The organism is Paracandidimonas soli (genome assembly GCF_004342005.1).
GTDB lineage: Bacteria > Pseudomonadota > Gammaproteobacteria > Burkholderiales > Burkholderiaceae_B > Paracandidimonas > Paracandidimonas soli.
The window spans coordinates 157,343-181,676 of the sequence record NZ_SMBX01000004.1 but is presented as its reverse complement, the minus strand read 5'-3'; the positions used below and the strand labels follow the sequence as shown (position 1 = coordinate 181,676).

Below are 24,334 nucleotides of genomic sequence, written 5' to 3'. Positions count from 1 at the left end.
CGGCCGGCCTGCGCCGGGCACTTGCCCCGCCGCCAGCGCCGGACCCGGATCCCCGCCGAACCGCTTTCTTACTTTCCCTCCATTCATCGACATGAAAATCCAGACTGCCCTCCTTTCGGTTTCCGACAAAACCGGTATCGTCGAGTTCGCCACCGCCCTGGCGCAACGCGGCATCCGCCTGCTTTCCACCGGCGGAACCGCCAAGCTGCTGGCCCAGTCCGGCCTGGCCGTCACCGAGGTGGCCGAGCACACCGGCTCCCCGGAAATCCTGGACGGACGCGTCAAGACCCTGCACCCCAAGATCCACGGCGGCCTGCTGGCGCGCCGCGACAGCGAAGAACACATGCAGACCATCGAGCAGCACGACATCGCCCGCATCGATCTGCTGGTCGTCAACCTGTACCCCTTCCGCGAAACCGTCGCCCGCAAGGGCTGCTCCTTTGCCGACGCCGTCGAGAACATCGACATCGGCGGCCCCGCCATGCTGCGCGCCGCCGCCAAGAACCACGGCACGGAAGCCGGCGGCGTGACCGTCGTCATCGATCCCGCCGACTACGAGCGCGTGCTCGCGGGCATCGACAGCCCAGCCGGCACGCCCTCCTACGGCCTGCGCCTGGAACTGGCGGCCAAGGCCTACGCCCATACAGCCTCCTACGACGGCGCCATCTCCTCCTACCTGACCAGCCTGGTCCAGGCCGAGCCTGCGCAGGACGCGCCCGCCGAACGCGAGGAGTGGCCGCGCACGCTGACCCTGCAGATCCAGCGCCAGCAAACGCTGCGCTACGGCGAGAACCCCCACCAGACCGCCGCCTTCTATGTCGACCCGACCCGCGGCCCCGGCCTGCTGGGCAACTACGCGCAGTTGCAGGGCAAGGAACTGTCCTATAACAACATCGCCGACGCGGACGCCGCGTGGGAGTGCGTGCGCAGCTTCCAGGAGACCGCCTGCGTCATCATCAAGCACGCCAATCCGTGCGGCGTGGCCATCTCGCACGACACGCTGGCCGCCTACCAGCAGGCGTTCAAGACCGACCCCACCTCGGCCTTCGGCGGCATCATCGCCTTCAACCGCACGGTCGACCTGGCCACCGCCCAGGCCGTCAGCGCTCAGTTCCTGGAAGTGCTGCTGGCGCCCGACTACACCGCCGAGGCGCTGGAACTGCTCGCGGCCAAGAAGAACGTGCGCGTGCTCAAGGTCGCCATGGGTGACGGCGCCAACCCCTTCGATCTCAAGCGGGTCGGCGGCGGCTGGCTGGCCCAGACACCCGACAACCTGCCGCTGGACGTCTCCAGCCTGCGTGTCGTGACCCGCATCGCGCCCACGCCCGAGCAGATGCGCGATTTGCAGTTCGCCTGGGAAGTCGCCAAGCACGTCAAGTCCAATGCCATCATCTTCACCGGCAACGGCATGACGCTGGGCGTCGGCGCCGGCCAGATGAGCCGCATCGACTCCGCCCGCATCGCCTCGATCAAGGCGGAAAACGCCGGCCTCAGCCTGAAGGGCTCGGCCGTGGCGTCCGACGCATTCTTCCCATTCCGCGACGGCCTGGACGTGGTCGCCGACGCCGGCGCGGTCTGCGTGATCCAGCCCGGCGGCAGCGTGCGCGACGATGAAGTCATCGCGGCAGCTGACGAACGCGGCATTGCGATGGTGTTCACGGGCGTGCGCCACTTCCGCCACTGATGCGCATTCTCGGCATCGATCCCGGCCTGAGGCGCACTGGATTCGGCGTCATCGACATCCAGGGCGCCACGCCGCACTACGTGGCCAGCGGCGTGATCGTCGCTCCCACCGATCTGCCGCTGGCCCAGCGCCTGAAAGTCATCCTCGACAATCTGCGCGAAGTGGCCCGCATGCACGAGCCGGAAATCGCTGCCATGGAAAAGGTGTTCGTCAACACCAACCCGACCTCCACCCTGCTGCTGGGCCAGGCGCGGGGCGCCGCCATGTGTGCGCTGGCGGATGCCGGTCTGGAAGTCCATGAATACACGGCGCTGCAAATCAAGAAGTCCGTCGTGGGCAACGGCCACGCCCAGAAAGAGCAGGTGCAGAAGATGGTGCAATACCTGCTCAACCTGAATCGCGCGCCGGCCAGCGATCCGGCGGACGCGCTGGCATGCGCCATCTGCCATGCCCATTTCAGCCCGATATCGCAGCGCCTACAGGCGGCCGGACAGTTGCCGGGCAAGACCCGCGCCCGCATGCGCGGCGGGCGCATCCTGGGCTGACCGGCCTCTTCCAGCCTCCCCCGGCATCGGACGCGCGCTCCGATCCTCCCGCTGTGTCCTTGCCGGCGCAATCTGGCCTAGAATGCCATACGCAGCAGAGTTGCACGATCCACGCGCCCAGGGCGCAAGTCTCTCCACAGGATTCATTCATGATCGGTCGCATCACCGGAACGCTTCTGGAAAAAACGCCCCCCACCGTCTGCATCGACGTCGGCGGCGTAGGCTATGAAATCGACGTTCCCATGACCACGCTCTACAATCTTCCGGAAACCGGCGGCAAGGTCACGCTGTACACGCATCTGGCCATCCGCGAGGATGCGCACGTGCTGTACGGTTTTCTGTCGGCGCAGGACCGCAGCGCCTTCCGCGCCCTGATCAAGGTCACGGGCATCGGCGCCCGCACCGCGCTGGCGGTGCTGTCGGGCATGAGCGTGCAGGATCTGGCCGACGCCATCACCCGCCAGGAAACCGGCATGCTGACCCGCGTACCGGGCATCGGCAAGAAGACGGCGGAACGCCTGCTGCTCGAACTGCGCGGCAAGCTGGGCGCGGACTTCGGCTCGGCTCCCGGCACGGTCTCCTCCGGCCGGGACGACATCCTGAACGCCCTGCTGTCCCTGGGCTATTCCGGCGCGGAATCCCAATCGGCGCTCAAGACCCTGCCCGAAGGCGTGGACGTCGCCGAAGGCATACGCCTGGCCCTGAAGTCGCTGTCGCGCCATTGATCCGATCCGATCGCGCGTCAATCCTTCCAGGCCGGCAAAGGATGGCGCGGGCGGCATTGCCACCCTATAATGCTGGATAAATACACAGCGCCCGGTTTTCAGTGCGGCGCCCTCACGCCCACAAGCGCGACCTCCGGCCCGATGGCCGGCGGGTCCGTCACCTGGCGGCGTAATATACGACTGGATTCCCGCGCATCGACCTCACGACCATGGCCATACACTCCGAATCCCTGACCAGCTCTCCCGCGTCCGCCCGCCTGGTGACGCCGCAAAGCGCCTCGCCCAACGAGGATTCGATCGAGCGCGCCCTGCGCCCGCGCAGCCTGGCCGACTATACGGGGCAACGGCGCGTCTGCGAACAGCTGGAAATCTTCATCCAGGCCGCGCGCAAGCGCCAGGAGTCGCTGGACCACGTCCTGCTGTTCGGCCCTCCCGGCCTGGGCAAGACCACGCTGGCGCACATCATCGCCAACGAGATGGGCGTGCAGATGCGCCAGACCTCGGGCCCCGTGCTGGAGCGCCCCGGCGACCTGGCCGCGCTGCTGACCAACCTGGAACGCAACGACGTCCTGTTCATCGACGAAATCCACCGGCTGTCGCCCGTGGTCGAGGAAATCCTCTATCCGGCGCTGGAAGACTTCCAGATCGACATCCTGATCGGCGAAGGCCCGGCGGCCCGCAGCGTGAAGATCGACCTCCAGCCCTTCACCCTGGTGGGCGCAACCACGCGCGCCGGCATGCTGACCAACCCGCTGCGCGACCGCTTCGGCATCGTGTCGCGGCTGGAGTTCTACAGCGCGGAAGACCTGACGCACATCGTGGCCCGCAGTGCGGGTCTGCTCAATGCACATGCGACGCAGGACGGCGCCGCCGAGATCGCCCGCCGCGCGCGCGGCACGCCGCGCATCGCCAATCGCCTGCTGCGTCGCGTGCGCGACTACGCCGAGGTGCGTTCCAACGGCAATATCGACGCCGACATCGCCGGCGCCGCGCTTGCCATGCTGGAAGTCGATCCGCAGGGCCTGGACCTGATGGATCGCAAGCTGCTGGATGCCATCGTGCACAAGTTCGACGGCGGGCCGGTCGGCGTGGACAGCCTGGCGGCCGCCATCGGCGAAGAACGCGACACCATCGAAGACGTGATCGAGCCCTACCTGATCCAGCACGGTTACCTGCAGCGCACGCCCAGGGGCCGCATCGCAACGCAGACCACCTGGCGGCACCTGGGCCTGACGCCGCCGCCCGGCGCCCAGGGCGGCAGCGGGGACCTGTTCGGCTGAGAGCCTGTTCAACCAGGCAGCCGGGTGCAACCATCCGGCAGTGCAGCCTTCCCGATATGCGTCAGCACGATGTCCATCAGCGCCGCGGCCATGGGCGAAAGTCCATAGTGCGCATGCGTGATGAATGACAACGTGCGGTTAATGACAGGCGCTTCAAGCAAGGAAAAGCGCAAGCCGCGGCCCAGCAACCGTGCGGCAGCCAAAGCGGGCAGAACCGCCAGACCCATCCCGGATTGCACCAATGCAGCTTGCGATGTGGTGCTGGACGCTTCGTAAAAAGGCGCCGTGACCTCGCTGGGCAGCTCGATATGGCTGCGCAATACGCTCAGGATGCCGGTGTCCCCGATCAGTCCGATCTGCTTGTGACCCATCAACTGGCTCCATGAGACGCGTTCCCCGAACTGTTCGCACCATTGCGACGTATCAGGATAGAGAACGCCGAACTCGTCCGTCATGCATGGCCGGAAATACAGGTCCGGCGCCTCCATCCACCGGCCCGTCAATCCAAAATCGGCTTCCTGGCGGCTGACCTGCTCCTGGATCTTGCGGGAATTCTCGTCCCTGAGGCATACCCTCACTCCGGGATAGATCTGGCTGAACTCCAGGACGGCGGCCGCCAGCAGCTCCGTAATGGCGGACGGCGCCGCTGCAACCGTCACCTGCCCTCTTTCGAGATTGCCGTAACGTATGACATCGTTGACCGCGCTTTCGAAGCTCTTGAGTATCTGGTTTGCACGCGGCAGGAACTCTTTGCCGACATGCGTCAGCAGGACACGCCGGCTCGTACGTTCGAACAATTGGCAGCCCAGCGCCTGCTCTAGTTGCTGCACCAAGCTCGTAATGGAGGATTGCGTCTGATGCATGCGCTCTCCGGCCAAGGTGAAGCTGCCTTCCTGCGCGACCGCAACAAAAGCATGCAAGTGCTTGAGCGTGACATGTTTCGGCAAGCGATTCACCCGGCCCTTCCCCCTGACTCTCTTCATCAATCTAAAAAAACGATCAATTGATCATATTAAATAATTTTAAATGATTGATAGACCAACGCATAATGGCGCTGCACAGTCGCAATGCGGCTGCCAGAATTACACAAAGCAAGCTCCGAGACATGAATGGCATGACAGGCAACAACAACACTCTGGACATTCTGATCCGCAACGGATCCATCATCGACGGATCGGGACTGGCCCGATGGCAAGGAGATATCGGCATCCGCGACGGAAAGATCGCGGCAATGGGGCCATCCCTTTCGTCCCGCTTCCATGCGGCAAGCCTCATCGATGCCACCGATAGAATCGTATCTCCCGGATTCATCGATACGCACGGCCATGACGACCTCATGTTCGTGGAGCGCCCGGACATGCTGTGGAAAACCAGCCAGGGCGTGACCTCTGTCGTCGTGGGTAACTGCGGCATCAGCGCCGCGCCCAGGCCCTTGCCCGGCAATACGGCGGAAGCGCTGGCATTGCTGGGAGACTCCCCGCTGTTCCCATCCTTCCAGGCCTATTTCGACCAAGTGGCCCGGCTTCAGCCGATGATCAATGTCGCCGTCCTGGTCGGGCACGCCAACCTCCGGCTGAGCGCCATGCGCGATCCGCATGCCCCCATACCGACACAGGAAGAACAGCATCATATGGAAGCGCTACTGGCCGATGCGCTGAAAGATGGCGCCATCGGCATGAGCACGGGCCTGGCCTATGCGCCAGGCTCCGTGGCCCAGACGGATGAACTGCTTGGCCTTGCCGCGGTGCTTGCCGAACACGGCGCCGTCCATACCAGCCATATCCGCAATGAGGGCGATGACGTAGAGGCCGCCGTCGAAGAGGTTCTGCACATCGGCCGCCGGGCACGGTGCAGCACCGTACTGTCCCATCACAAATGCCTCATGCCCGGCAACTGGGGGCGTAGCGCCCGCACACTGAAAAATATCGATGACAGCCGGCGCGCAGGCCTGTCCGTCGCGCTCGATGTCTATCCCTACAACGCCAGCTCCACCATCCTGATCCCCGAACGGGCGGAAAAGATCGACGACATCAAGATCACCTGGTCAACTCCTCACCCGGACCAGGCCGGCGCATACCTGTCCGACATTGCCCGCCACTGGCAATGCAGCAAGGCCGAAGCTGCTCAGCGGCTGAGCCCCGCGGGAGCTATCTATTTCGCCATGGACGAAGCCGAAGTCCAGCGCATCCTGGCGCATCCCTGCTGCATGGTGGGCTCCGACGGCCTGCCCAATGATGCCAACCCTCATCCCCGGCTATGGGGGAGCTTCACCCGCATCCTGGGTCGCTACGTGCGCGAATGCCGGTTGCTGACGCTCGAGGCCGCCATCGCCAAGATGACATCACTTCCCGCCCGGACATTCGGGCTGACCGGACGCGGAATCCTGGCGCCCGGCGCCCAGGCCGATATCGTCGTCTTCGACGCTGATACTGTCGCAGACAGGGCCAACTGGGAAGAACCCACGCTGAAGTCCGTAGGTATCGAACACGTATTCATCAATGGTATGCCCGCATACCCGAGCACTCCGGCAGCAAGGCCGGGTCACATACTCAAACCGCAAAGGAGACAAGCCCATGCGTAAATCCGCAAAAACCCTGTTTGCCGCCATCGCCCTGCTGGGCTGTATCGGCGCCCGACCCGCCATTGCGGCATTTCCTGACAAACCCATCACCATGATCGTTCCATTCCCGCCTGGAGGCCCGACCGATGCTGTCGCCAGAGTCGCGGCAAACAAAGCAGGCCAATTGCTGGGCCAGCAAATCGTGGTGGAAAACCGCGCCGGAGCCGCCGGAGCCATCGGCGCATCCGCAATCGCGCGAGCAAGGCCTGACGGCTATACCGTCGGGCTGGCGACCGTCAGCACGCATGGCACGGCGCCTCATTTATATGCGGACCTTGCCTATGATCCCATCAAGGACTTCACCCCGCTGAGCAATCTGGCCGGCAGTCCGAACATCCTCAGCGTGCACCCCGATTTCCCGGCAAAAACACTGAAGGAATTTGCCGGGATCATCAAAAGCAATCCGGGAAAATACAGCTACGCAAATGCGGGCGCGGGCGGCGTCAATGACCTGGGCATGATCTGGTTCCTGCAGGAAATGGGCGGCAGCATGGTCAGCGTGCCCTATCGCGGCTCCGCACCTGCGCTGACGGATACGATCGGAGGAACCATTCCGGTCATATTCGACAACTATCCTTCCTCGCTGCCGTACATTCAAAGCGGACGCCTGAGGGCCCTGGCCATCACAGGAACGGAACGCAATCCGCAACTGCCCTCGCTGCCGACCTTCCAGGAAGAGGGCTACAAGGACTACAACGTCACTTCATGGTACGGATTGGTAGCGCCTGCCGGCCTGCCCGCCGACGTCACACAGACGCTTTCCCGTGTCTTTGCCGATGCGGTGAACGATCCCGAGACCGCGCAGAAGCTGGCGGAAGCCGGCGCCTTTCCCATCGGCAATACCTCCGACGAATTCAGCGCCCAGATCGAAAGGGAATTGAATCTCTGGCGCGATGTCATCCAGAAGGGAAATTTCAAGCTGCAGTAAGCCGTACGCGATACAGCATCCAGACTCCCCAATCCTGCCTGGATGCTGCGGCACTACGGCAGCGCCCGCTTGCCTCGCCGGGTAGAACCTACTTGACTACCTTGCCCGCCACGGCCAGGTAGTCCTCGCCGTTCATGACCACGGCGCCCTCGTCCATGCGCTCGGAGCCCAGGTGGACTTCCTCCAGCGTATCCGCAAGCGCCGCGAATTCCTCGTTGATCTTCTTCAGGGCGTTTTCCAGCGTGTAGGACAGCATGTGGATTTCATGGAACACATCCGGCGTCATCGGCTTGGTCGCCAGCAGTTCGGACAGTTGTCTGTTGCCCTCGGAAAAGTTGGCGACGGCCTGCTCCAGCGTTTCGGCCGGCTTGCCCTGCGCATGATCGACGCGCTCGTTGGCCGTGACGGACGACACCGCCAGCATGCCGGCCATCAGGATGGACATCATCTGTATCTTCATGCGTCACTCCCCCAGAAAAATAATGAGAACCATTATTATCTTACCAATTGCCTGACTTTTCCATGATTTTCCGCAATGCGGGCGCTGCTGCCGGCGCCCTCGGCCGGCAATGCATCGGTCGGGATCCGGATCATGCCACCGCTTCAAGGCACTCCAGGATATCGTCGCCATACGCTTCCAGCTTGCGCACGCCCACGCCGCTGATGTGGCGCAGGTCTTCCAGCGTCTCGGGATGGATGACGGCGATCTCGCGCAGCGTGGCGTCATGGAACACCACATAGGCAGGCACGCCGTGGCTGCGCGCCACTTCGGCGCGCCATGCCCTCAGGGCCTCGAATCTTGCCTGAGCTTTGGGCGGCAGGTCTTCCAGCACCGGCTTCTTGCCGGTTCCCGACGTACGCGAGCGGCTGCGCGCCTTTTCGGATTCGCGCCGCATCATCAGCTTGTGCTCGCCCTTGAGCACGGAACGGCTGGCCTCGGTCAGGGCCAGGGTCCCATATCCTTCCTGATCCACCATCAGGATGCCCTGGGCCAGCAACTGGCGCAGCACTCCGCGCCATGCATTCTCGCTGAGATCCTGGCCAATGCCGAATACCGACAGCGACTGATGCTCCGACTGCTGCACGCGCTCGGTCAGCTTGCCGCGCAGGATATCGATGAGATGCGCCGCGCCATAGCGCTGGCCGCGCTCCTTCCACAAACGATAGACCGCCGACAGGATTTTCTGCGCGGCCACGGTACCGTCCCAGGACTCAGGAGGAGACAGGCAGGTATCGCAATTGCCGCAAGGCTCGATCTCCTGATCGAAATAAGCCAGCAGGCGCTGCCTGCGGCAGGATACCGTTTCGCACAGCCCCAGCATGGCATCCAGTTGGGACCCCTGGCGGCGCCGGAACATGTCATCGCCGTTCGAGGAATCGATCATGCGCCGCTGCTGTACCACGTCCTGCAGGCCATAGGCCATCCACGCCGTGGCCGGCAGTCCGTCACGGCCCGCGCGGCCGGTTTCCTGGTAATAGCCTTCGACCGCCTTGGGCAGGTCGATGTGCGCCACGAAGCGCACATCCGGCTTGTCGATGCCCATGCCGAACGCAATCGTCGCCACCATGACCAGGCCGTCTTCGCGCAGGAAGCGCGCCTGGTTCGAAGCACGGATTTCCTGCGTCAGGCCCGCATGGTAGGGCAAGGCCTCGATACCGTTGCGGCACAAGAATTCCGCCGTTTCCTCGACCCTGGTGCGAGACAGGCAATAGACGATGCCGCAATCCCCCTTGTGCTCCGCCTGGATGAAGGACAGCAGCTGCTTGCGCACCTCGTTCTTCTCGACGATGCGGTAGGTGATGTTGGGGCGGTCGAAACTGGCCACGAAGTGCGCGGCGCTTTCCAGTTGCAGCCGCTGGGCGATCTCCTGGCGTGTCGCCGTGGTCGCCGTCGCCGTCAGGGCGATGCGCGGCACGTCGGGCCATTGCTCGGCCAACACGGAGAGGCCCAGGTACTCCTTGCGGAAATCGTGTCCCCACTGCGACACGCAATGCGCCTCGTCAATTGCGAATACGGAAATGCGCCCGCGCGACAGCAGGTTCATGCAGCGCTCGGTCAGCAGGCGCTCCGGAGCCACGTAGAGCAGATCCAGCTCGCCGTTCAGGAACTCCCGCTCGACTTCGCGCGCGCTTTGCCAGTCCTGGGACGAATTCAGGAAGGCGGCCTTCACCCCCAGTTCCAGCAAGGCATCGACCTGATCCTGCATGAGGGCGATCAGAGGCGAGATCACCACTCCCGTGCCCGGCCGCACGAGCGCCGGGATCTGGTAGCACAAGGATTTTCCGCCGCCGGTCGGCATCAGCACCAGCGCATCGCCCCCTGCGACCACGTGCTCGATGATGGCCTGCTGGTTGCCGCGAAACGCGTCATAGCCAAAGACCTGCTGAAGGACATCGAGGGGGTTACGGGACATGCGGAACAACCAGGGGAAAGTGCGGGGATGAAGCCAGTGCTTATAGCATATCAGGCGGTCCGCCGTATGCGGCCTGCGGGACAATGCGTTCCATGTAGAGCGCATCGGGGCCGTAGCGCGCAAGACAACTGTCGATTCCCGAGCCGGCCTCCTGCCGCCGGAACCCATGCCGCTCCCAGAAGGATGCTGCGCCTTGCACTGCGACGAGGCAGTGCCGCCGCAGCGACAGGCGCTCGGCCACGGCGTGCACGCGCTCCAGCAACTGCCTGCCGGCCCCGCCGCCCCGCGCGGAGGGGCCGACCGCCATGTCGTGGATATACATGCAATCGGCGGCCTGGGGAATGCTGCAGCAGGCACTGTCCAGCGCGATCGGCTCCCCGGCCTTCCATGGCAGCGCGAGAATATAGGCCACCGCCCTGCCTTCCCGGCATGCCAGGAAGCAGCTCTGCGGCGCGGCGAGAACCTTTGCCAGCAGCGATCGGGGGGATTCATGGAAGTCCGCGCTGTAGCAGACCTCTTGTAGCCTGCAGATTTCGCCGATATCGGCAGGGCTCAGAAGACGGTATTCGAACATAGCAACACTTGCAGGACGCTCATCCGGGACCGATGAGGCGATTGTCCTGCGCAGACCGCATCATACCGCGTCCGGCCCTGCGGCGCCGGCCCGCAAAGGCAGGCGTACCTCGACGCGCAGCCCGCCGGACGGCGCGTCCTGCAGCGCCAGCGTCCCCTGGTGGGCCTTGACGATCGCGCCGGCCAGGGCCAGTCCCAGGCCTACGGATCCGGTCAGCGTGCGCGCATCGTCCAGCCGGGAGAACGGCCTCAGGGCCTCGGCCCGGCGCTCCCGGCTGATGCCGCCGCCATGATCGTCGACCGTCAGAACCGCATGGCCATCGTCTTCAGCCAGCGAGATTTCCACCGGCGGCGCGCCGTGGTTCAAGGCATTGGTCACCAGGTTGTCCAGCAGGCGCGACAGCGCATGGGCATCGGCCATGAGCTCGAGCGGCCGGCGGCATTGCTGCCGCAGCCTCACATCGCACCCGGCGGTCTCCCAGGACGACACCTGCTCTTCCAGCCAGTCGTTCAGCGCCAATGGCGCCAGTTGATAGGCGCCGGGATCCGAGCCGCGGACGAATCCTATGAACTGGTCAATCATGCGCTGCATGTCCTGGACATCCTTGCGCATGCCTTCCTGGAACGTGGGATCGCTGGACATCTCGATGCGCAGCCACATGCGCGACAGCGGCCCTTTCAGGTCGTGCGGCAAGCCCGCCAGCAGCGTCTGCCGCACAGCACTGGATTCCGCCAGCGCATCTAGCATGGCGTTGAAGCGTTCGCCCAGGATACGGGTTTCCGTCGGCCCCGACGGAACGACACGCTGGGGCTGGCCCAGCGCCAGTTGATCCGCTGCCTTGGCCAGGCGCGTCAGCGGACGCGTGATGTGCCAGGAAAATGCCGCCGCCAGCAACAGCAGCAGGCCCATGCCCGCCGCCCAGAATGCGATCACGGGCGTCGACACCGGAGGCGACAGCCGGTCGAGCGGTATGACCAGCCACTCCGAGGGAGGACGGCCGGTTTCGGAATCGCCCGGATCCGGCATCAGCGAAACAAACAGATTGGGCTCGGGGCCGCGCGACAAGCCCACCCGCGTGCCATCATCCAGCCGCTCGTTCAGAGCCTCGACGAAATCACGGAGATTGCGCCGTATGTCGTTGGCGAATGGCGGCGGAGGCGGCGGCGCTCCCCTGGCATGATCGTGGCGCGGCGGCCTGCGGCGGTCCATGCGCGTGCCGGCCGGCAGACTGCGCGTCCATAACCGCCACTCGCCGTTCGAGGCCTGATGCACGAAGTCCGCGCGTTCCGCCGCCGGCACCTGGGACAGCGCGGCCCGCAAGGTGCCCAGCGTCGTCGCCGTCAGCTCGACGGCGACTTCCCTGGTGAATTTCTGCCGATGGTAGGACAGCGTAGCCACGGTGGCCCCCTGCACCAGCAGAATGACGCCCAGCGTCAGCAGCAGCATGCGGGCCCACAAAGAACGGGGAAGAGGCAGACGCGGGAATTTCATCAGGGAGAGAACCGGTAGCCCACGCCCCAGACGGTCTGTATCCAGCGCGGCTGCTTGGGATCCTCCTCGATGGCGCGGCGCAGGCGCAGGATGGCGATGTCGATGGCCCGGTCGTTGCGCTCGCCTTCGTCGTCATCGCGCGCCAGGGCCAGCAGCCGCTCGCGCGACAGGGGCTTGCCCGGGTTGGCGACCAGCGCTTCCAGCAGGTTGACCTCGCCCCCCGTCAGCTTGATGACCTCGCCGTCCCTGGACAGCTGGCGCGTGGACGGATCGAACACGAACGGTCCGAAGCTGACCGGCTTGTCCTTGGAAAGCGCCGAAGCGCCGCGCTTGCGGCGCAGGACGGCCTCGATGCGCGCCAGCAGCTCGCGGGGATCGAACGGCTTGCCCAGGTAGTCGTCCGCGCCGGCCTCCAGGCCGATGATGCGGTCAACGGTCTCGTCGCGCGCCGTCAGCAGGATGACGGGAATGTCTTCGCCCTGCTGCCGCAGCCGGCGGCAGGCATCCGCGCCGTCGCCTTCCGGAAGCATGCGGTCCAGCACGATGAGATCGGGGCTGTAGCGCTGGATGCGCGCCTCCAGATCGCTGGCATCGGGCGCGAGCAATGTGTCGTAGCGGTTGCGGTTGAGGTAGTCTGCCAGCAGTTGACGCAAGGCAGGGTCGTCGTCGACGACCAGTACTTTGATCATGGTATCCATCGTGGCTACAGTTTGCCCGCGGGCGGCGGGACAGGCAAGCATCGGAAACCCATTGAAACGTCTGTCGGTATCCAGGCTTAAATTGCCAGCAATCATGCCGTAACCGAGCTCGAGCTTCGACGCTGTGCTTCAGACAAGTCCGAATGCGGTTACTTTCCGCAGATTGTTGCCATGCAGCTGCAATTAGCACAACGCAGACATGAATGACGGCAAAGACCACAAGCTACTCGAGCAGCACGGCTACGAAACGGCCCATTAGAGTATGGGTATGTCCCGCACGTGATTTTTTAACATTCAATAGGGTTTTCAGTAGTGAAAAGCGACAAGGCGAGAGCGGAGGAACACCAAGAAAAACAGAGCATCGACTGGAATCGAAAATGCTCAACCATACTAAAGTGGCTACACGAACACGCAGCACCATTAAGTGGCGGCATTCTTTTACTTGCTCTGATTTCTGCATGCCAGCGCCTGGTCAATGGCATTGCGCAACGTGATCTCTACCGCGCCGATCAGCGGATACAGAGTGCCGCAGACATAAGAGTTCCACAGATAGACGCCCATCAGTTCCACGTCATTAGCCGGTTGGAACACGCTCTGGTAGCTGTTGACGCGCTCGTTGCTGATGAGCGTGTCGATCAGCACGGGCCGATATTGCAGTGCTATTGGCATGTCGCTAAACCTCGGAAAAACAGGCCAGTTTCCCAGATTGACGATGGCTGGTCTTGGGGCATAAAATGAACACAAGGTTGGTGATGGCTTCCAATGGGCGCAAGCCTACGACCCATCATGTAAGACCTGATTTCACCCCGGCCCAGAGCCGGGGATTTCATTTCCAGGCTTGGCAAACAACATGATGGCGACGCTGCCTCACCAAAAAACCTTGCCCGTCATCGCCATATTGCGACGACTCATCACTAGCTAGACGGCTTGGCGCATCGAGCCATCCCGGGTGTAAACATAACGCATGAACATGGCCACGGTCTTGTGATCTGTGAGCATCACGTCCACCTTGACAGTCATCCGAGTTGGCAATATTGGTGGCCGAACAATGGCAAACGCCGTGTATGCCACAACGCGTGACCAGGCGGAAAAAATGCCCCCATGCTGCGCAGGCTCACGCCCGACGGTTGCCCCCAAGGGGGACTTTTTGCCCTAGGGCGGCCCGGAGGAAAAAAACCTTCGACGCGGGCGCGGTCAATCCGCCTTGCGGAAGCGCGGAGGCTCGGGCGCGATGGACAGGCCGAACATGCGCCAATAGACCCAGACATTGAAAATGACCGCCACCGGCAGCGCGATCACGATGCAGGACAGCAGCAGCCTCAGCGATGCCACCGAAGCCGCCCCGTCCCAAAGCGTAACGTTGTCCAGGACGATATAGGGGAAGAAGCTGTAGGCCAGCCCTCCCAGCATGGCCAGCAGGATCAGCAGCACCAGCAGGAAAGGGATGGCCGTCGTGCGGTAGCTATGGTTCATCTGGCGCTGCAGCAGCATTTCGACAACGACGAACCCGAACAGCACCCCGGACCACAACAGGGCCACGACGCTCCAGTGCAGGCCGTCGCTCCATTTGATCAGCACCCCGGGATTGGCGAACCCCAGGACGACGGAAACTCCCACCGTACCCGCCGCGGCCCAGCGCACCGCCCTGCGGCCCCACACCAGCGCCCTGGCGCGCAGTTCCCCGCCGACCCGCATGATCAGCCAGGTAGCGCCCAGCAGGCAATAGGCGGCGAACACGCAGACCACCACGAACAACGCGAACCAGTCGTATCCCGTGCCTTCCTCAAAGTTGGTCACCACGCGCGCCAGCAGCAAACCGTGCGAGGTCGCCACCATCAACGCCCCCAGGGCGAAGCCTCCCAGCCAGCGCGCACGGGCCTTGCTGGAAGACCGCATGCGGAACTCGAACGCAACGGAACGCAGCAGGGTACCCAGCGCCAGCAGCGTCAAGGGCAGGTACAGCCCATCCATCACCGGCTGCACCGCATTCGGGAACGCCGTCAGGAACAGGCCCAGGCCCATGATCAGCCAGAACTCGTTGGCATCGCGCCATGGGCTGAGCAAAGACAGCATGCGCAGACGCAATTCCTGCGGCGCAAACAGCGTTAGGCAGCCCACGCCCAGGTCGAAACCGTCCAGCAGCACGCCGGCCGCCAGCACGATCATCAGCACCACCATCATTGCCAGTGGCATCCAGAATGCCGGATCATGCGCGCCCAGCCCCAGCGCGGCCGTCAGCGTCCCTATCATGCCCGCCCCCTGTGCCGCGCGACGGGAACGACGCCATACCGGGCGGCATGGCCGACCAGGCCGATGAACGCGGCAATGCATATGCCGTAGACGGCCAGATAGGCCAGCATGCCCAGGAACAGTTCTCCCGGCTCGATGACGGCAGCGGCCTCCTGCAGCGTCACCGCCCCCGTGATCGCATAAGGATGGGCGCCCACCATGACGTACGTCACCCCGGCCAGCATCAGCAGGCTGCCGCCGATGCCCATGGAAACGAGCCAGCGCTTCCACCAGCGCGGCAGGCCGGAGGGATCAGCCTGGCCGCGCAGGCGCACGGCTGTTGCGGCCAGGCACACGGCCATCAGGGCCCCCGCAAGCACCGCCAGGCGGAACGAAAGGAAAGTGGCCGCCACCGGCGGCGACATGCCGGCAAACTGATCCAGCCCACGGAGCTCGCCCTCCTCGTTCTTGCCCAGCCAGCGTCCGCCCGCCCTCGGCCAGTGCAGCGAAGCCCGGTTTCCTCCAGCGGCTTCCGAAGGCAGCGCGAACAGCACGAAATCTGGCGGGCTGCCGCTATGCCAGTAGCCCGCCGTGGCCGCCGCCTTGGCCGGCAGCAAGCGGGCCGTCATCTGGCCTGCGCCGATCGCCATGCACACCAGCACTACCAGGCTGGCGCCCCCAAGAACCATGGACGTGCGAAAGGCATGCCGCTCGCCATCGCCCAGCGGATGCCACAGGGACTGCCAGGCGGTGACGGCAAGCACAAGGAAAGCCACGCATGCCAGGCAGGCCGCCAGATAGAGTCCGGCATACCAGGGGAAAGACGGGTTGAACACCACGGCGGCCCAATCCCGGACGCCGTACTTGTCATCGAATACCCATACGCCGGCGGGCGTCTGCATCCAGGACACCAGCGCCACCAGCCAGAACAGCGTCAGCGTAAGGCCCACGGCCACCATCAGCGCCATGAGCGCATGCGCGCGGTCCGTCAGCCTGCGCTCGGCGAACAGCATCGCCCCCAGGAAGCAGGATTTGAAAATGAAACCGCACACCAGCGCGGCCGCGAGCAAGGGCCCGATCACATCCCCCGCCTTGACGAACAGACCCGGCCAAAGGCTGCCCGCCTGTATCAGCACGGCAATGCCGGACGTCATGCCCAGCGCCAGCGCCAGCGCGAACACCCGGACCCAGAAGCGATAGGCCGCCAGCCAGCCGGCCCCGTCCGCACGCAGCGAACGGAGGCGGAAATACGCCAGCAGCCAGGCAAGCCCCAGGCTGGCGCCCAGAAACAGCGCCATAAAGCCAAGGCTGGCCAGGAAGTGGATCTGCGGTAACCACAGCGAGGAATAGGCCATAATAGGCAGTAGTTTAGAGCGAGTTTGCCACCCGTGCTCGGCCTCCGGAACGAATCGACCTGCGTTCCGCGGCTGTTTTTGTAGCAGAACGTGGCAAAATGCCGGATTCACCCGTTTTTCTGCCTTCAAGAGCTTATGTCCACCCCTGAGACCCCTGTCGTTTCCAATTTCATACGCACCATCATCGACAACGATCTGAAAAACGGTCGTTTCGAAGGCAAGCGCTGGGCCGGGCGTCCCGGCCCGGCTTCCGTGCAGGCTCAGGGAGGCCTCGATCCGGCGCGCATCCGCACGCGCTTTCCGCCCGAACCCAACGGCTACCTGCACATCGGCCACGCCAAGAGCATCTGCCTGAACTTCGGGCTGGCGAACGACTACGGCGGCGCCTGCCACCTGCGCTTCGACGACACCAATCCCGAAAAGGAAAACACCGAATACGTCGACGCCATCAAGGAAATGGTGCAATGGCTGGGATTCGACTGGCATTACAGCGACGAAAGCAACCTGTATTTCGCCAGCGACTACTTCGAGACCATGTATCAGTTTGCCGAGGCGCTGGTCATGGCGGGCCACGCCTATGTGGACGAGCAGACGCCCGAACAGATGCGCGCCACGCGCGGCACCCTGACGGAAAAGGGACAGAACTCTCCATGGCGCGACCGCCCCGCCGAGGAATCCCTGGCGCTGCTGCGCGAAATGCGCGACGGCAAGCACCCCGACGGCAGCCTGGCATTGCGCGCGAAGATCGACATGGGCTCGCCCAACATCAACCTGCGCGACCCGGTGCTCTACCGCATCCGCCACGTAGAGCACCACCGCACCGGCAAGACATGGTGCATCTACCCCATGTACAGCTGGGCGCACCCCGTCGAAGACGCGCTGGAAGGCATCACACACAGCATCTGCACGCTGGAGTTCGAAGACCAGCGTCCTTTCTATGACTGGATACTGGCGCGCCTGGCCGAACTGGACCAGTTGGCCGAACCCCTGCCCCGGCAATATGAATTCGCCCGGCTGAACCTGACCTATATCGTCACCAGCAAGCGCAAACTGCTGCAACTGGTGCAGGAAGGCCAGGTCAAGGGCTGGGACGATCCGCGCCTGCCCACTCTGTTCGGCCTGCGCCGCCGAGGCTACACGCCGGAAGCCATCCGCCTGTTCTGCGAGCGCCTGGGCGTCTCCAAGGCGGACTCCCGCATCGACTATTCCGTGCTGGAGCAGGCGCTGCGCGACGATCTCGATCCCAAGGCCCCCCGCCTGGTCGCAGTGCTGGACCCCGTCAAGCTGGTCATCACAAACTACCCGGAAGGCCAGTCCGAGACCTGCCACGCGCCGATCAATCCTCACCGTCCCGAAGACGGCGAGCGCACATTCCCGTTCTCGCGCGAACTCTGGATCGAACGCGACGATTTCCGTGAGGACCCGCCCAAGAAATACTTCCGACTGTTCCCCGGCAACTCCGTACGCCTGAAATACGGCTACGTGGTGCGCTGCACGGGATGCGTCAAGGACGAGCAAGGCAACGTCATCGAGGTGCATGCCGAATACCTGCCGGACACCAAGAGCGGCACGCCGGGCGCGGACGCGGTCAAGGTCAAGGGCGCGATCACCTGGGTCAGCGCGGCCCATGCGATACCTGCGGAAATCCGCCTGTACGATCGCCTGTTCACCGACCCCACGCCCGATGCCGGCGACAAGAACTTCCTGGACTACATCAACCCGGACTCCTGCAAGGTCACGCAGGGCTGGCTGGAGCCTGGAGCGAACGCAACGCCGGGCGCCGTATGGCAGTTCGAGCGCCTGGGCTATTTCGTGGCCGACAGGATCGAATCCACGGAGGAACGTCCCGTCATCAATCGCGCGGCCACATTGCGCGACACCTGGGTCTGATCGATGTGCAGCGCCGCCGCTCCCCTCGCCCCTGCCTGCGGAGGGAGGCGGCGGCATTTATGAAAGAAGGTATTACGACGTGAGCGAATCCTCATCACCCGCGCTGGATTTCAAGAGCGCCAATCTTTATGCCGTCCGCATCGTCCTGCATGCGGCTGATCTGCAATCGCTGACCGATGCGCTGGACAAGCGCATGCATGACGCAGGCTCCTTCTTCGAAAACGAGCCAGTCGTCATCGATGCCGAGCAAATCAGCGATCCCGTCGACTGGACCGCCCTGGTACAGGCGCTGCGCGATCATCGCCTGTACCCGATCGGCGTGGTGGCGGAAGGCGACAATCTGGAGGCTGCCAGGCAGGCTGGACTGACCGGCGTCGAACTGAGCAGCCCTATCGTGCGGCCGGCCAGCACGCCGGCCGCTGACCACGAGGTGCCCGTCGTCAACCCGGCCGCCCCTGCTCCGGAACCCGCGGCAGCGGCGGCTCCCGAAATCGCGCCGGCCGCCATGGTGGTGCGCAGGCAACTGCGCTCGGGGCAGCGCATCTACGCCCGCAATACGGACCTGATCATCATCGGAGTGGTCGGCCACGGAGCGGAAGTCATCGCCGACGGCAATATCCACGTCTACGGTCCGCTGCGCGGCAAGGCCATGGCCGGGGCCCGCGGCGACGAAAGCGCCCGCATCTTCGCCAGCCAACTGGATCCGGAACTGCTGGCGATCGCCGGCATCTACCGCGTCATCGAAGAACGCCTGGATCCCGCCCAGCACAACCGGCCCTGCCTGGTCCAACTGGAAAACGACAAGCTGGAAATCATGCCGCTCGGCAAGTAAAAACGCTCGGGCAACGCGGAAGGTAAATTTTTGTTGCCAAGCGAATCTCGAATAACACCGGCATGCAGTCAATGATCGACTGTTTTGCTTTACGATAGCGTGATTTACAAAACCATAAAGGAAGTGAACTGTCATGGCGCGAATTGTTGTGGTGACATCCGGCAAAGGCGGCGTCGGCAAGACGACCACCAGTGCAAGTTTTTCGTCAGGGCTGGCGATGCGTGGCCACAAGACCGTCGTAATCGACTTCGACGTCGGCCTGCGCAACCTGGATCTCATCATGGGCTGCGAACGCAGGGTCGTATATGACTTCGTCAACGTCATCCAGGGCGAAGCCTCGCTGAACCAGGCGCTCATCCGCGACAAACAGCTGGAAAACCTCTACATCCTGCCCGCCTCGCAAACGCGCGACAAGGAAGCGCTGACGCGCGAAGGCGTGGAAAAAGTCCTGAAGGACCTGGACGGCATGGGTTTCGAATACATCGTCTGCGATTCGCCCGCCGGCATCGAGACAGGCGCTCTCATGGCGGCCTACTTCGCCGACGACGCCATCGTCGTCACCAATCCCGAAGTCTCATCGGTGCGCGACTCGGACCGCATCCTGGGCATCCTGTCGGCCAAATCGCGCCGCGCGGAAACGAGCGAAGAGCCCGTCAAGGAATTCCTGCTGCTTACCCGCTACAACCCGAAGCGCGTGGTCGACGGAGAAATGCTGTCGCTCCAGGACATCGAAGACATCCTGCGCATTCAGCTGATCGGCGTCATTCCCGAATCGGAAGTCGTGCTGCAGGCATCCAACCAGGGCGTGCCCGCCATTCACCAGCGCGGCAGCGAAGTGGCCGAGGCCTATGAGGACGTCGTTTCCCGCTATCTCGGCGAGGAAAAGCCACTGCGTTTCGTCGATTATGAAAAACCAGGGCTCCTGAAGCGCCTGTTCGGAGGCAAGTGATATGTCGTTTCTTTCATTTCTCAGGGGACAGAAGAAAACATCGGCCAACGTCGCCAAGGATCGCCTGCAGCTCATTCTCATCAATGAGCGCGGCCGCGGCGGCGCGGGTCCCGACTTCCTGCCCCAGCTCCAGCGCGAGCTGGTCGAGGTCATTTCCAAATACGTGAAGATCAATCCGGACGACATCCGCGTAAACCTGGAGCGCCAGGATTCCCTGGAAGTGCTGGAAGTCAAGATCGAAATGCCGCAAAGCTGATTGCAAACTGCGTGCGACATGTCTGGTGCGGCAGCGCCTGGCACTGGAAGAAAGCGCCTCGACAGGCGCTTTCTTTTCGTCTAGGGGCGGCCCGGCGACAAAAAGGGGCCGGTATTAAGCCCTCGAAGCAAATTACCGAAAGACGAAAACCTCATAAATATCATCTGGTTATCTTGATTTTCGATCACCTTACTAGGCCGCAGAATTTCCTTGTTGTGGAAATTCTACCTTCGATCACTGCGGATATACGGGGGGATTACCGGGGCAGCCCGGCGACAAAAAAAGGAAGCGCTTGCCGCAATGGCAATGCTTCCTTCTCCATTGCCGGTCCGCCCGAAGGCGGAGCCGGGTTCGATCGGCGGTATTACTTGTTCTTGCCGACCTGGTCGCCGATGACGCCGCCGATGGCCGCGCCACCCACAGTGCCCAGCACGCCACCGCCAGTCACCACCGCACCAGCCACGCCGCCGATACCGGCGCCGGTCACTGTGCTTTTCTGCCGGCTGCTCATGCTGTCCCAGGAAGAACATCCGGACAGGGCCACGGCGAGGACAGCGATAACACCTGCTTTACTGAGAATCGTGGTATTCATGGAAACCTCCTGCATGGAACGACAATGTTGTGAGTTTCACGATACCGTAAAATTCCGGTAAAAATCTGTTTTTACATAACAAAAAATATCCGTTGGCAAAACATGATTCAGCAGATTACAGTCTTGCCTGCCGCGATTCCGCTGCTTGCCGGATCTCGCTATATATCCTGAAACATATTGGCGTTACACAAAACAACGGTCCTGGACTGCCGCCACCTCAACCCGCCTTGATCAGGGCGATGACATCGCGGAACCGTGGGTGATCCGCGGATTCGAGCCACTCGAACATGGCCATCTCGGAACTGACAGCCTCCAGGCCGTGATGCGCCCAGCGCTCACATGCCGCCTGGAGATCCTCGGGACTGCGGGAACCGATGCCGTCCTTCACCAGCACAGGCTGGAAGCCCGCCCGATGCAGTCCCAGCCCCGTCTGCAGCACGCAGACATGCGCTTCGGCGCCGGTCAGGAGGATGCGGGGCCAGTCCGTCGCTCCTGTCGCAGCCATGGCATGCGCCTGCCGTCCATTCCCGAAACGTCGGAGGAATTCCGCCTCGCGGGTGGCATCGAAATGGGTTTTCTGCTGTATCCAGGCCGGAAACCGCGCCAGTGCGTCCACGGTCGAGCCTATCTTGTCGCGGCAATGCTCCGTCGCCACGATGGGAACCTCCAGCAACGCCGCTGCGCGCGCCAGCCTGGCCACACGCGCAAGCAGCCGGTCCCCGCCGGCAATGGCAGGCAGCAGCGCGGCCTGCATGTCCACGATCAGCAATAAAGATGTCCGGGCTTCGAGCTGCGGCATGGCATGTCTCCTTGGCTGCGGCAGACCCAGGCGCATGCCGCGCCCGGGTCGTGGGCCCGGCTGCTACTTCAAGGCCTTGTAGCGCAGGCGCCTGGGCTTGGCGGCTTCTTCGCCGAGGCGGGCCTTCTTGTCCGCCTCGTATTCCTGGTAGTTGCCGTCGAAGAACACTACATTGGAATCACCCTCGAACGCCAGGATATGCGTGGCGATGCGATCCAGGAACCAGCGATCGTGACTGATGACCAGCACAGTGCCGGCGAATTCCAGCAGGGCGTCCTCCAGCGCACGCAGGGTTTCCACGTCCAGGTCGTTCGACGGTTCGTCCAGCAGCAGCACGTTGCCGCCCGCGATCAGCGTCTTGGCCAGGTGCAGGCGGCCGCGTTCGCCGCCAGACAGATCACCGACCCGTTTGTTCTGGTCGCCGCCCTTGAAGTTGAAGCGGCCCAGATAAGCGCGCGACGGCATTTCGAACTTGCCCACCGTCAGGATATCGGCGCCGTCCGACACGGCATCGAACACCGTCTTATCGTTCGGCAGCGCATCGCGCGACTGGTCGACATAGGCCAGCTTCACGGTCGAGCCGATGGACACTGTGCCGGAATCCGGCGTTTCCTTGCCCGCGAGCATGCGGAACAGCGTCGATTTACCGGCGCCGTTCGGGCCGATGATGCCGACGATGGCTCCCGCGGGGATGCGGAAGCTGAGATCGTCGATCAGCAGGCGGTCGCCATAGCCCTTGCTGACATTGGTGAACTCGATGACTTCATTGCCCAGGCGCTCGGCCACAGGGATGAAAATCTCCTGGGTTTCGTTGCGCTTCTGGTACTCGTGCGAGGACAGCTCCTCGAAGCGCGCCAGGCGTGCCTTGGCCTTGGCCTGACGGCCCTTGGGATTCTGGCGCACCCACTCCAGTTCTTTCCTGATGGTCTTCTGACGCGCGGATTCAGAGGCTTCCTCCTGCTTCAGGCGGGCCTCCTTCTGTTCGAGCCAGGAGCTGTAGTTGCCTTTCCAGGGAATGCCATGGCCGCGATCCAGCTCCAGTATCCATTCCGCGGCATTATCCAGGAAGTAGCGATCATGGGTGACGGCCACCACCGTACCCGGAAACTTCTGCAGGAAAACCTCCAGCCAGTCGACGCTTTCCGCATCCAAGTGGTTGGTTGGTTCATCGAGCAGCAGCATGTCGGGCTTGGACAGCAGCAGGCGGCACAGCGCCACGCGGCGCTTCTCGCCCCCGGACAGATTGCCGACGACGGCATCCCAAGGCGGAATGCGAAGGGCGTCCGCCGCGATTTCCATCTGATGCTCGATATCGTCGGCGCCGCTGGAAGCGGCCGCGGCGATGATAGCTTCCAGCTCGGCCTGCTCCGCCGCCAGTTTGTCGAAATCCGCATCCGGCTCGGCGTATTCGGCATAAACCTCATCCAGCCGCTTGCGGGCGTTGAACAGCTCGCCCAGACCCTCTTCGACCGACTGCCGCACCGTGTGCTCTGGATTGAGCTGCGGCTCCTGGGGCAGGTAGCCGATCTTGATGCCCGGCATGGGAATGGCTTCGCCTTCGATTTCCTTGTCCACGCCCGCCATGATCTTGAGCAGCGTGGATTTTCCGGCGCCGTTCAGGCCGAGAACGCCGATTTTCGCACCGGGAAAGAAAGACAGGGAGATGTCGCGCAGGATCTGCCGCTTGGGAGGCACGATCTTGCCCACGCGATGCATTGTGTATACGTATTGCGCCATGGGATCCAGAGAAAAAGTCAGAGCAAAAGGCGATTGTAGGCTGACCCACGGAAAAATACAGGCCATGCCTCGAAAGCGGACAGCTGCGCCGGCGCATTCCCCTCCCGGCGGTTTCCTCTAAAATGATGGATTGCAGTGATGGAGAAGCCCGGGCCGGCAGCCCCAGGGCCTTCGCCAATGAACTGCGGCACCTCCGCCGAGACTGGATACGCCATGACCCTTTCCCCCGAACTCAGCTTTACCGAATCCGAAATCGATCTGCTGGCGCGCACCGCCGACGCACTGAGCGCCTACATGGGCAAGCCCGTGCTGGCCGAAATCATCGACGATGCTGACATCGGCGCGGAATGCGTGCTGTTCGCCGTTCCCCTGGCGCCCGGAGACGAACGCGAAGACATCGTGAAAGTGACGATAGGCGGCGAAGACGCCCGCTTCGTCGGCAACCGGGGCGGCTTGTCTGCGGATGACGACGACCCCATGGAATGCGAATTCCTCTGGGGCATCCAGCTATCCGACCTGGAAGGCGTGCGCTTCATCAAGCTGGACGGCACGGGCGAGGAAGTCGCATGGACCAGCGACCTGCGCGACATCCTGCCGTTCGCCCTGATCGAAGACATCGTGCCTGAAGACGATGACGATGATGACCCCGATGAAGACGCGACAAAGGATGACGGCGCGGGACAGGCCGACCCGATGGACGTCCAGGAGCTGACGCGGCGCACACTGCACTGACCGA

Annotated in this window: 24 protein-coding genes and 1 pseudogene; 12 read left to right on the top strand and 13 right to left on the bottom strand. The window is 63.3% G+C overall.

The features are described 5' to 3' along the window. The first annotated feature begins 91 nt into the window (after positions 1-91). From purH to ruvB, 4 genes are all read left to right on the top strand, one after another. Positions 92-1,684, top strand: a complete 1,593-nt coding sequence (gene purH, locus EV686_RS10070; protein WP_132476522.1) for a bifunctional phosphoribosylaminoimidazolecarboxamide formyltransferase/IMP cyclohydrolase — start codon at positions 92-94, stop codon at positions 1,682-1,684. Then, positions 1,684-2,229, top strand: a complete 546-nt coding sequence (gene ruvC / locus EV686_RS10065) for a crossover junction endodeoxyribonuclease RuvC (RefSeq protein WP_132476519.1) — start codon at positions 1,684-1,686, stop codon at positions 2,227-2,229. Before purH ends, ruvC begins: the two co-directional genes overlap by 1 nt. A gap of 149 nt (positions 2,230-2,378) precedes the next feature. After that, positions 2,379-2,954, top strand: a complete 576-nt coding sequence (gene ruvA / locus EV686_RS10060) for a Holliday junction branch migration protein RuvA (protein WP_132476516.1) — start codon at positions 2,379-2,381, stop codon at positions 2,952-2,954. A gap of 209 nt (positions 2,955-3,163) precedes the next feature. Beyond that, complete coding sequence (ruvB, locus tag EV686_RS10055) at positions 3,164-4,234, top strand: Holliday junction branch migration DNA helicase RuvB (protein WP_132476513.1); 1,071 nt, start codon at positions 3,164-3,166, stop codon at positions 4,232-4,234. Positions 4,235-4,242: 8 nt separating this feature from the next. Here ruvB and EV686_RS10050 read toward each other — a convergent pair whose 3' ends face one another. Beyond that, positions 4,243-5,154 (bottom strand): LysR family transcriptional regulator, encoded by a 912-nt coding sequence (locus EV686_RS10050; protein WP_243650854.1) that lies wholly within the window; start codon positions 5,152-5,154, stop codon positions 4,243-4,245. Between EV686_RS10050 and EV686_RS18855 the strand changes: the two genes are divergently transcribed. From EV686_RS18855 to EV686_RS10040, 3 genes are all read left to right on the top strand, one after another. Beyond that, the gene (locus EV686_RS18855; RefSeq protein ID WP_243650857.1) at positions 5,092-5,241 is read left to right on the top strand and encodes a hypothetical protein; all 150 of its coding nucleotides are present in this window, start codon (positions 5,092-5,094) and stop codon (positions 5,239-5,241) included. The genes EV686_RS10050 and EV686_RS18855 overlap by 63 nt on opposite strands. A 107-nt stretch (positions 5,242-5,348) precedes the next feature. Then, complete coding sequence (locus tag EV686_RS10045; RefSeq protein ID WP_132476924.1) at positions 5,349-6,815, top strand: N-acyl-D-amino-acid deacylase family protein; 1,467 nt, start codon at positions 5,349-5,351, stop codon at positions 6,813-6,815. After that, positions 6,808-7,782, top strand: coding sequence for a tripartite tricarboxylate transporter substrate binding protein BugE (locus EV686_RS10040; RefSeq protein ID WP_132476507.1), 975 nt, complete (start codon positions 6,808-6,810; stop codon positions 7,780-7,782). Before EV686_RS10045 ends, EV686_RS10040 begins: the two co-directional genes overlap by 8 nt. Before the next feature lie 88 nt (positions 7,783-7,870). On the opposite strand, the gene EV686_RS10035 is transcribed toward EV686_RS10040, so the two are convergent. From EV686_RS10035 to EV686_RS10000, 9 genes and pseudogenes are all read right to left on the bottom strand, one after another. Then, positions 7,871-8,242, bottom strand: a complete 372-nt coding sequence (locus EV686_RS10035; RefSeq protein ID WP_132476504.1) for a DUF6746 family protein — start codon at positions 8,240-8,242, stop codon at positions 7,871-7,873. Positions 8,243-8,372: 130 nt separating this feature from the next. After that, a complete protein-coding gene (gene recQ, locus EV686_RS10030) occupies positions 8,373-10,196 on the bottom strand; it encodes a DNA helicase RecQ (protein WP_132476501.1) in 1,824 nt (607 codons plus the stop codon). Positions 10,197-10,236: 40 nt separating this feature from the next. Beyond that, positions 10,237-10,770, bottom strand: a complete 534-nt coding sequence (locus tag EV686_RS10025) for a GNAT family N-acetyltransferase (RefSeq protein WP_132476498.1) — start codon at positions 10,768-10,770, stop codon at positions 10,237-10,239. A 60-nt stretch (positions 10,771-10,830) separates the two neighbouring features. Beyond that, on the bottom strand, positions 10,831-12,261 hold the full coding sequence (locus EV686_RS10020; RefSeq protein ID WP_132476495.1) for a sensor histidine kinase: 1,431 nt from the start codon (positions 12,259-12,261) through the stop codon (positions 10,831-10,833). Next, entirely contained in the window at positions 12,261-12,959 is a 699-nt protein-coding gene (locus EV686_RS10015; protein ID WP_132476492.1) for a response regulator, read from the bottom strand. Before EV686_RS10015 ends, EV686_RS10020 begins: the two co-directional genes overlap by 1 nt. A gap of 438 nt (positions 12,960-13,397) precedes the next feature. Beyond that, the gene (locus EV686_RS10010; protein ID WP_243650833.1) at positions 13,398-13,628 is read right to left on the bottom strand and encodes a hypothetical protein; all 231 of its coding nucleotides are present in this window, start codon (positions 13,626-13,628) and stop codon (positions 13,398-13,400) included. A gap of 255 nt (positions 13,629-13,883) precedes the next feature. Then, a pseudogene (locus EV686_RS18850) lies at positions 13,884-14,040 on the bottom strand (integrase); the annotation flags it as partial. 113 nt (positions 14,041-14,153) lie between these two features. Continuing rightward, positions 14,154-15,209, bottom strand: a complete 1,056-nt coding sequence (locus EV686_RS10005; RefSeq protein WP_132476489.1) for a cytochrome d ubiquinol oxidase subunit II — start codon at positions 15,207-15,209, stop codon at positions 14,154-14,156. Next, positions 15,206-16,543 (bottom strand): cytochrome ubiquinol oxidase subunit I, encoded by a 1,338-nt coding sequence (locus EV686_RS10000; RefSeq protein WP_132476486.1) that lies wholly within the window; start codon positions 16,541-16,543, stop codon positions 15,206-15,208. Before EV686_RS10000 ends, EV686_RS10005 begins: the two co-directional genes overlap by 4 nt. A 135-nt stretch (positions 16,544-16,678) precedes the next feature. On the opposite strand from EV686_RS10000, the gene EV686_RS09995 reads away from it, so the two are divergent. The 4 genes from EV686_RS09995 to minE all read left to right on the top strand — a co-directional run bounded on the left by EV686_RS09995 (position 16,679) and on the right by minE (position 20,470). Further along, positions 16,679-18,433 carry a glutamine--tRNA ligase/YqeY domain fusion protein gene (locus tag EV686_RS09995; protein ID WP_132476483.1) on the top strand — a complete coding sequence of 585 codons (1,755 nt, stop codon included), beginning with the start codon at positions 16,679-16,681 and terminating at the stop codon, positions 18,431-18,433. A 79-nt stretch (positions 18,434-18,512) separates the two neighbouring features. Continuing rightward, positions 18,513-19,265 (top strand): septum site-determining protein MinC, encoded by a 753-nt coding sequence (gene minC, locus EV686_RS09990; RefSeq protein WP_132476480.1) that lies wholly within the window; start codon positions 18,513-18,515, stop codon positions 19,263-19,265. Positions 19,266-19,398: 133 nt separating this feature from the next. Next, positions 19,399-20,214, top strand: a complete 816-nt coding sequence (minD, locus tag EV686_RS09985) for a septum site-determining protein MinD (RefSeq protein ID WP_132476477.1) — start codon at positions 19,399-19,401, stop codon at positions 20,212-20,214. A gap of 1 nt (position 20,215) precedes the next feature. Then, positions 20,216-20,470 carry a cell division topological specificity factor MinE gene (gene minE, locus EV686_RS09980; RefSeq protein ID WP_132476474.1) on the top strand — a complete coding sequence of 85 codons (255 nt, stop codon included), beginning with the start codon at positions 20,216-20,218 and terminating at the stop codon, positions 20,468-20,470. A gap of 364 nt (positions 20,471-20,834) precedes the next feature. Here the strand turns inward: minE and EV686_RS09975 are convergent, their stop codons facing one another. The 3 genes from EV686_RS09975 to ettA form a co-directional block, all read right to left on the bottom strand. Further along, positions 20,835-21,062 carry a glycine zipper 2TM domain-containing protein gene (locus EV686_RS09975; RefSeq protein ID WP_132476471.1) on the bottom strand — a complete coding sequence of 76 codons (228 nt, stop codon included), beginning with the start codon at positions 21,060-21,062 and terminating at the stop codon, positions 20,835-20,837. A gap of 217 nt (positions 21,063-21,279) precedes the next feature. Further along, entirely contained in the window at positions 21,280-21,861 is a 582-nt protein-coding gene (locus tag EV686_RS09970; protein WP_132476468.1) for an isochorismatase family protein, read from the bottom strand. A gap of 63 nt (positions 21,862-21,924) precedes the next feature. Continuing rightward, entirely contained in the window at positions 21,925-23,598 is a 1,674-nt protein-coding gene (gene ettA, locus EV686_RS09965; RefSeq protein ID WP_132476463.1) for an energy-dependent translational throttle protein EttA, read from the bottom strand. Between the two features lie 213 nt (positions 23,599-23,811). On the opposite strand from ettA, the gene EV686_RS09960 reads away from it, so the two are divergent. Then, positions 23,812-24,330, top strand: a complete 519-nt coding sequence (locus tag EV686_RS09960) for a hypothetical protein (protein ID WP_132476460.1) — start codon at positions 23,812-23,814, stop codon at positions 24,328-24,330. Positions 24,331-24,334: the final 4 nt, after the last annotated feature.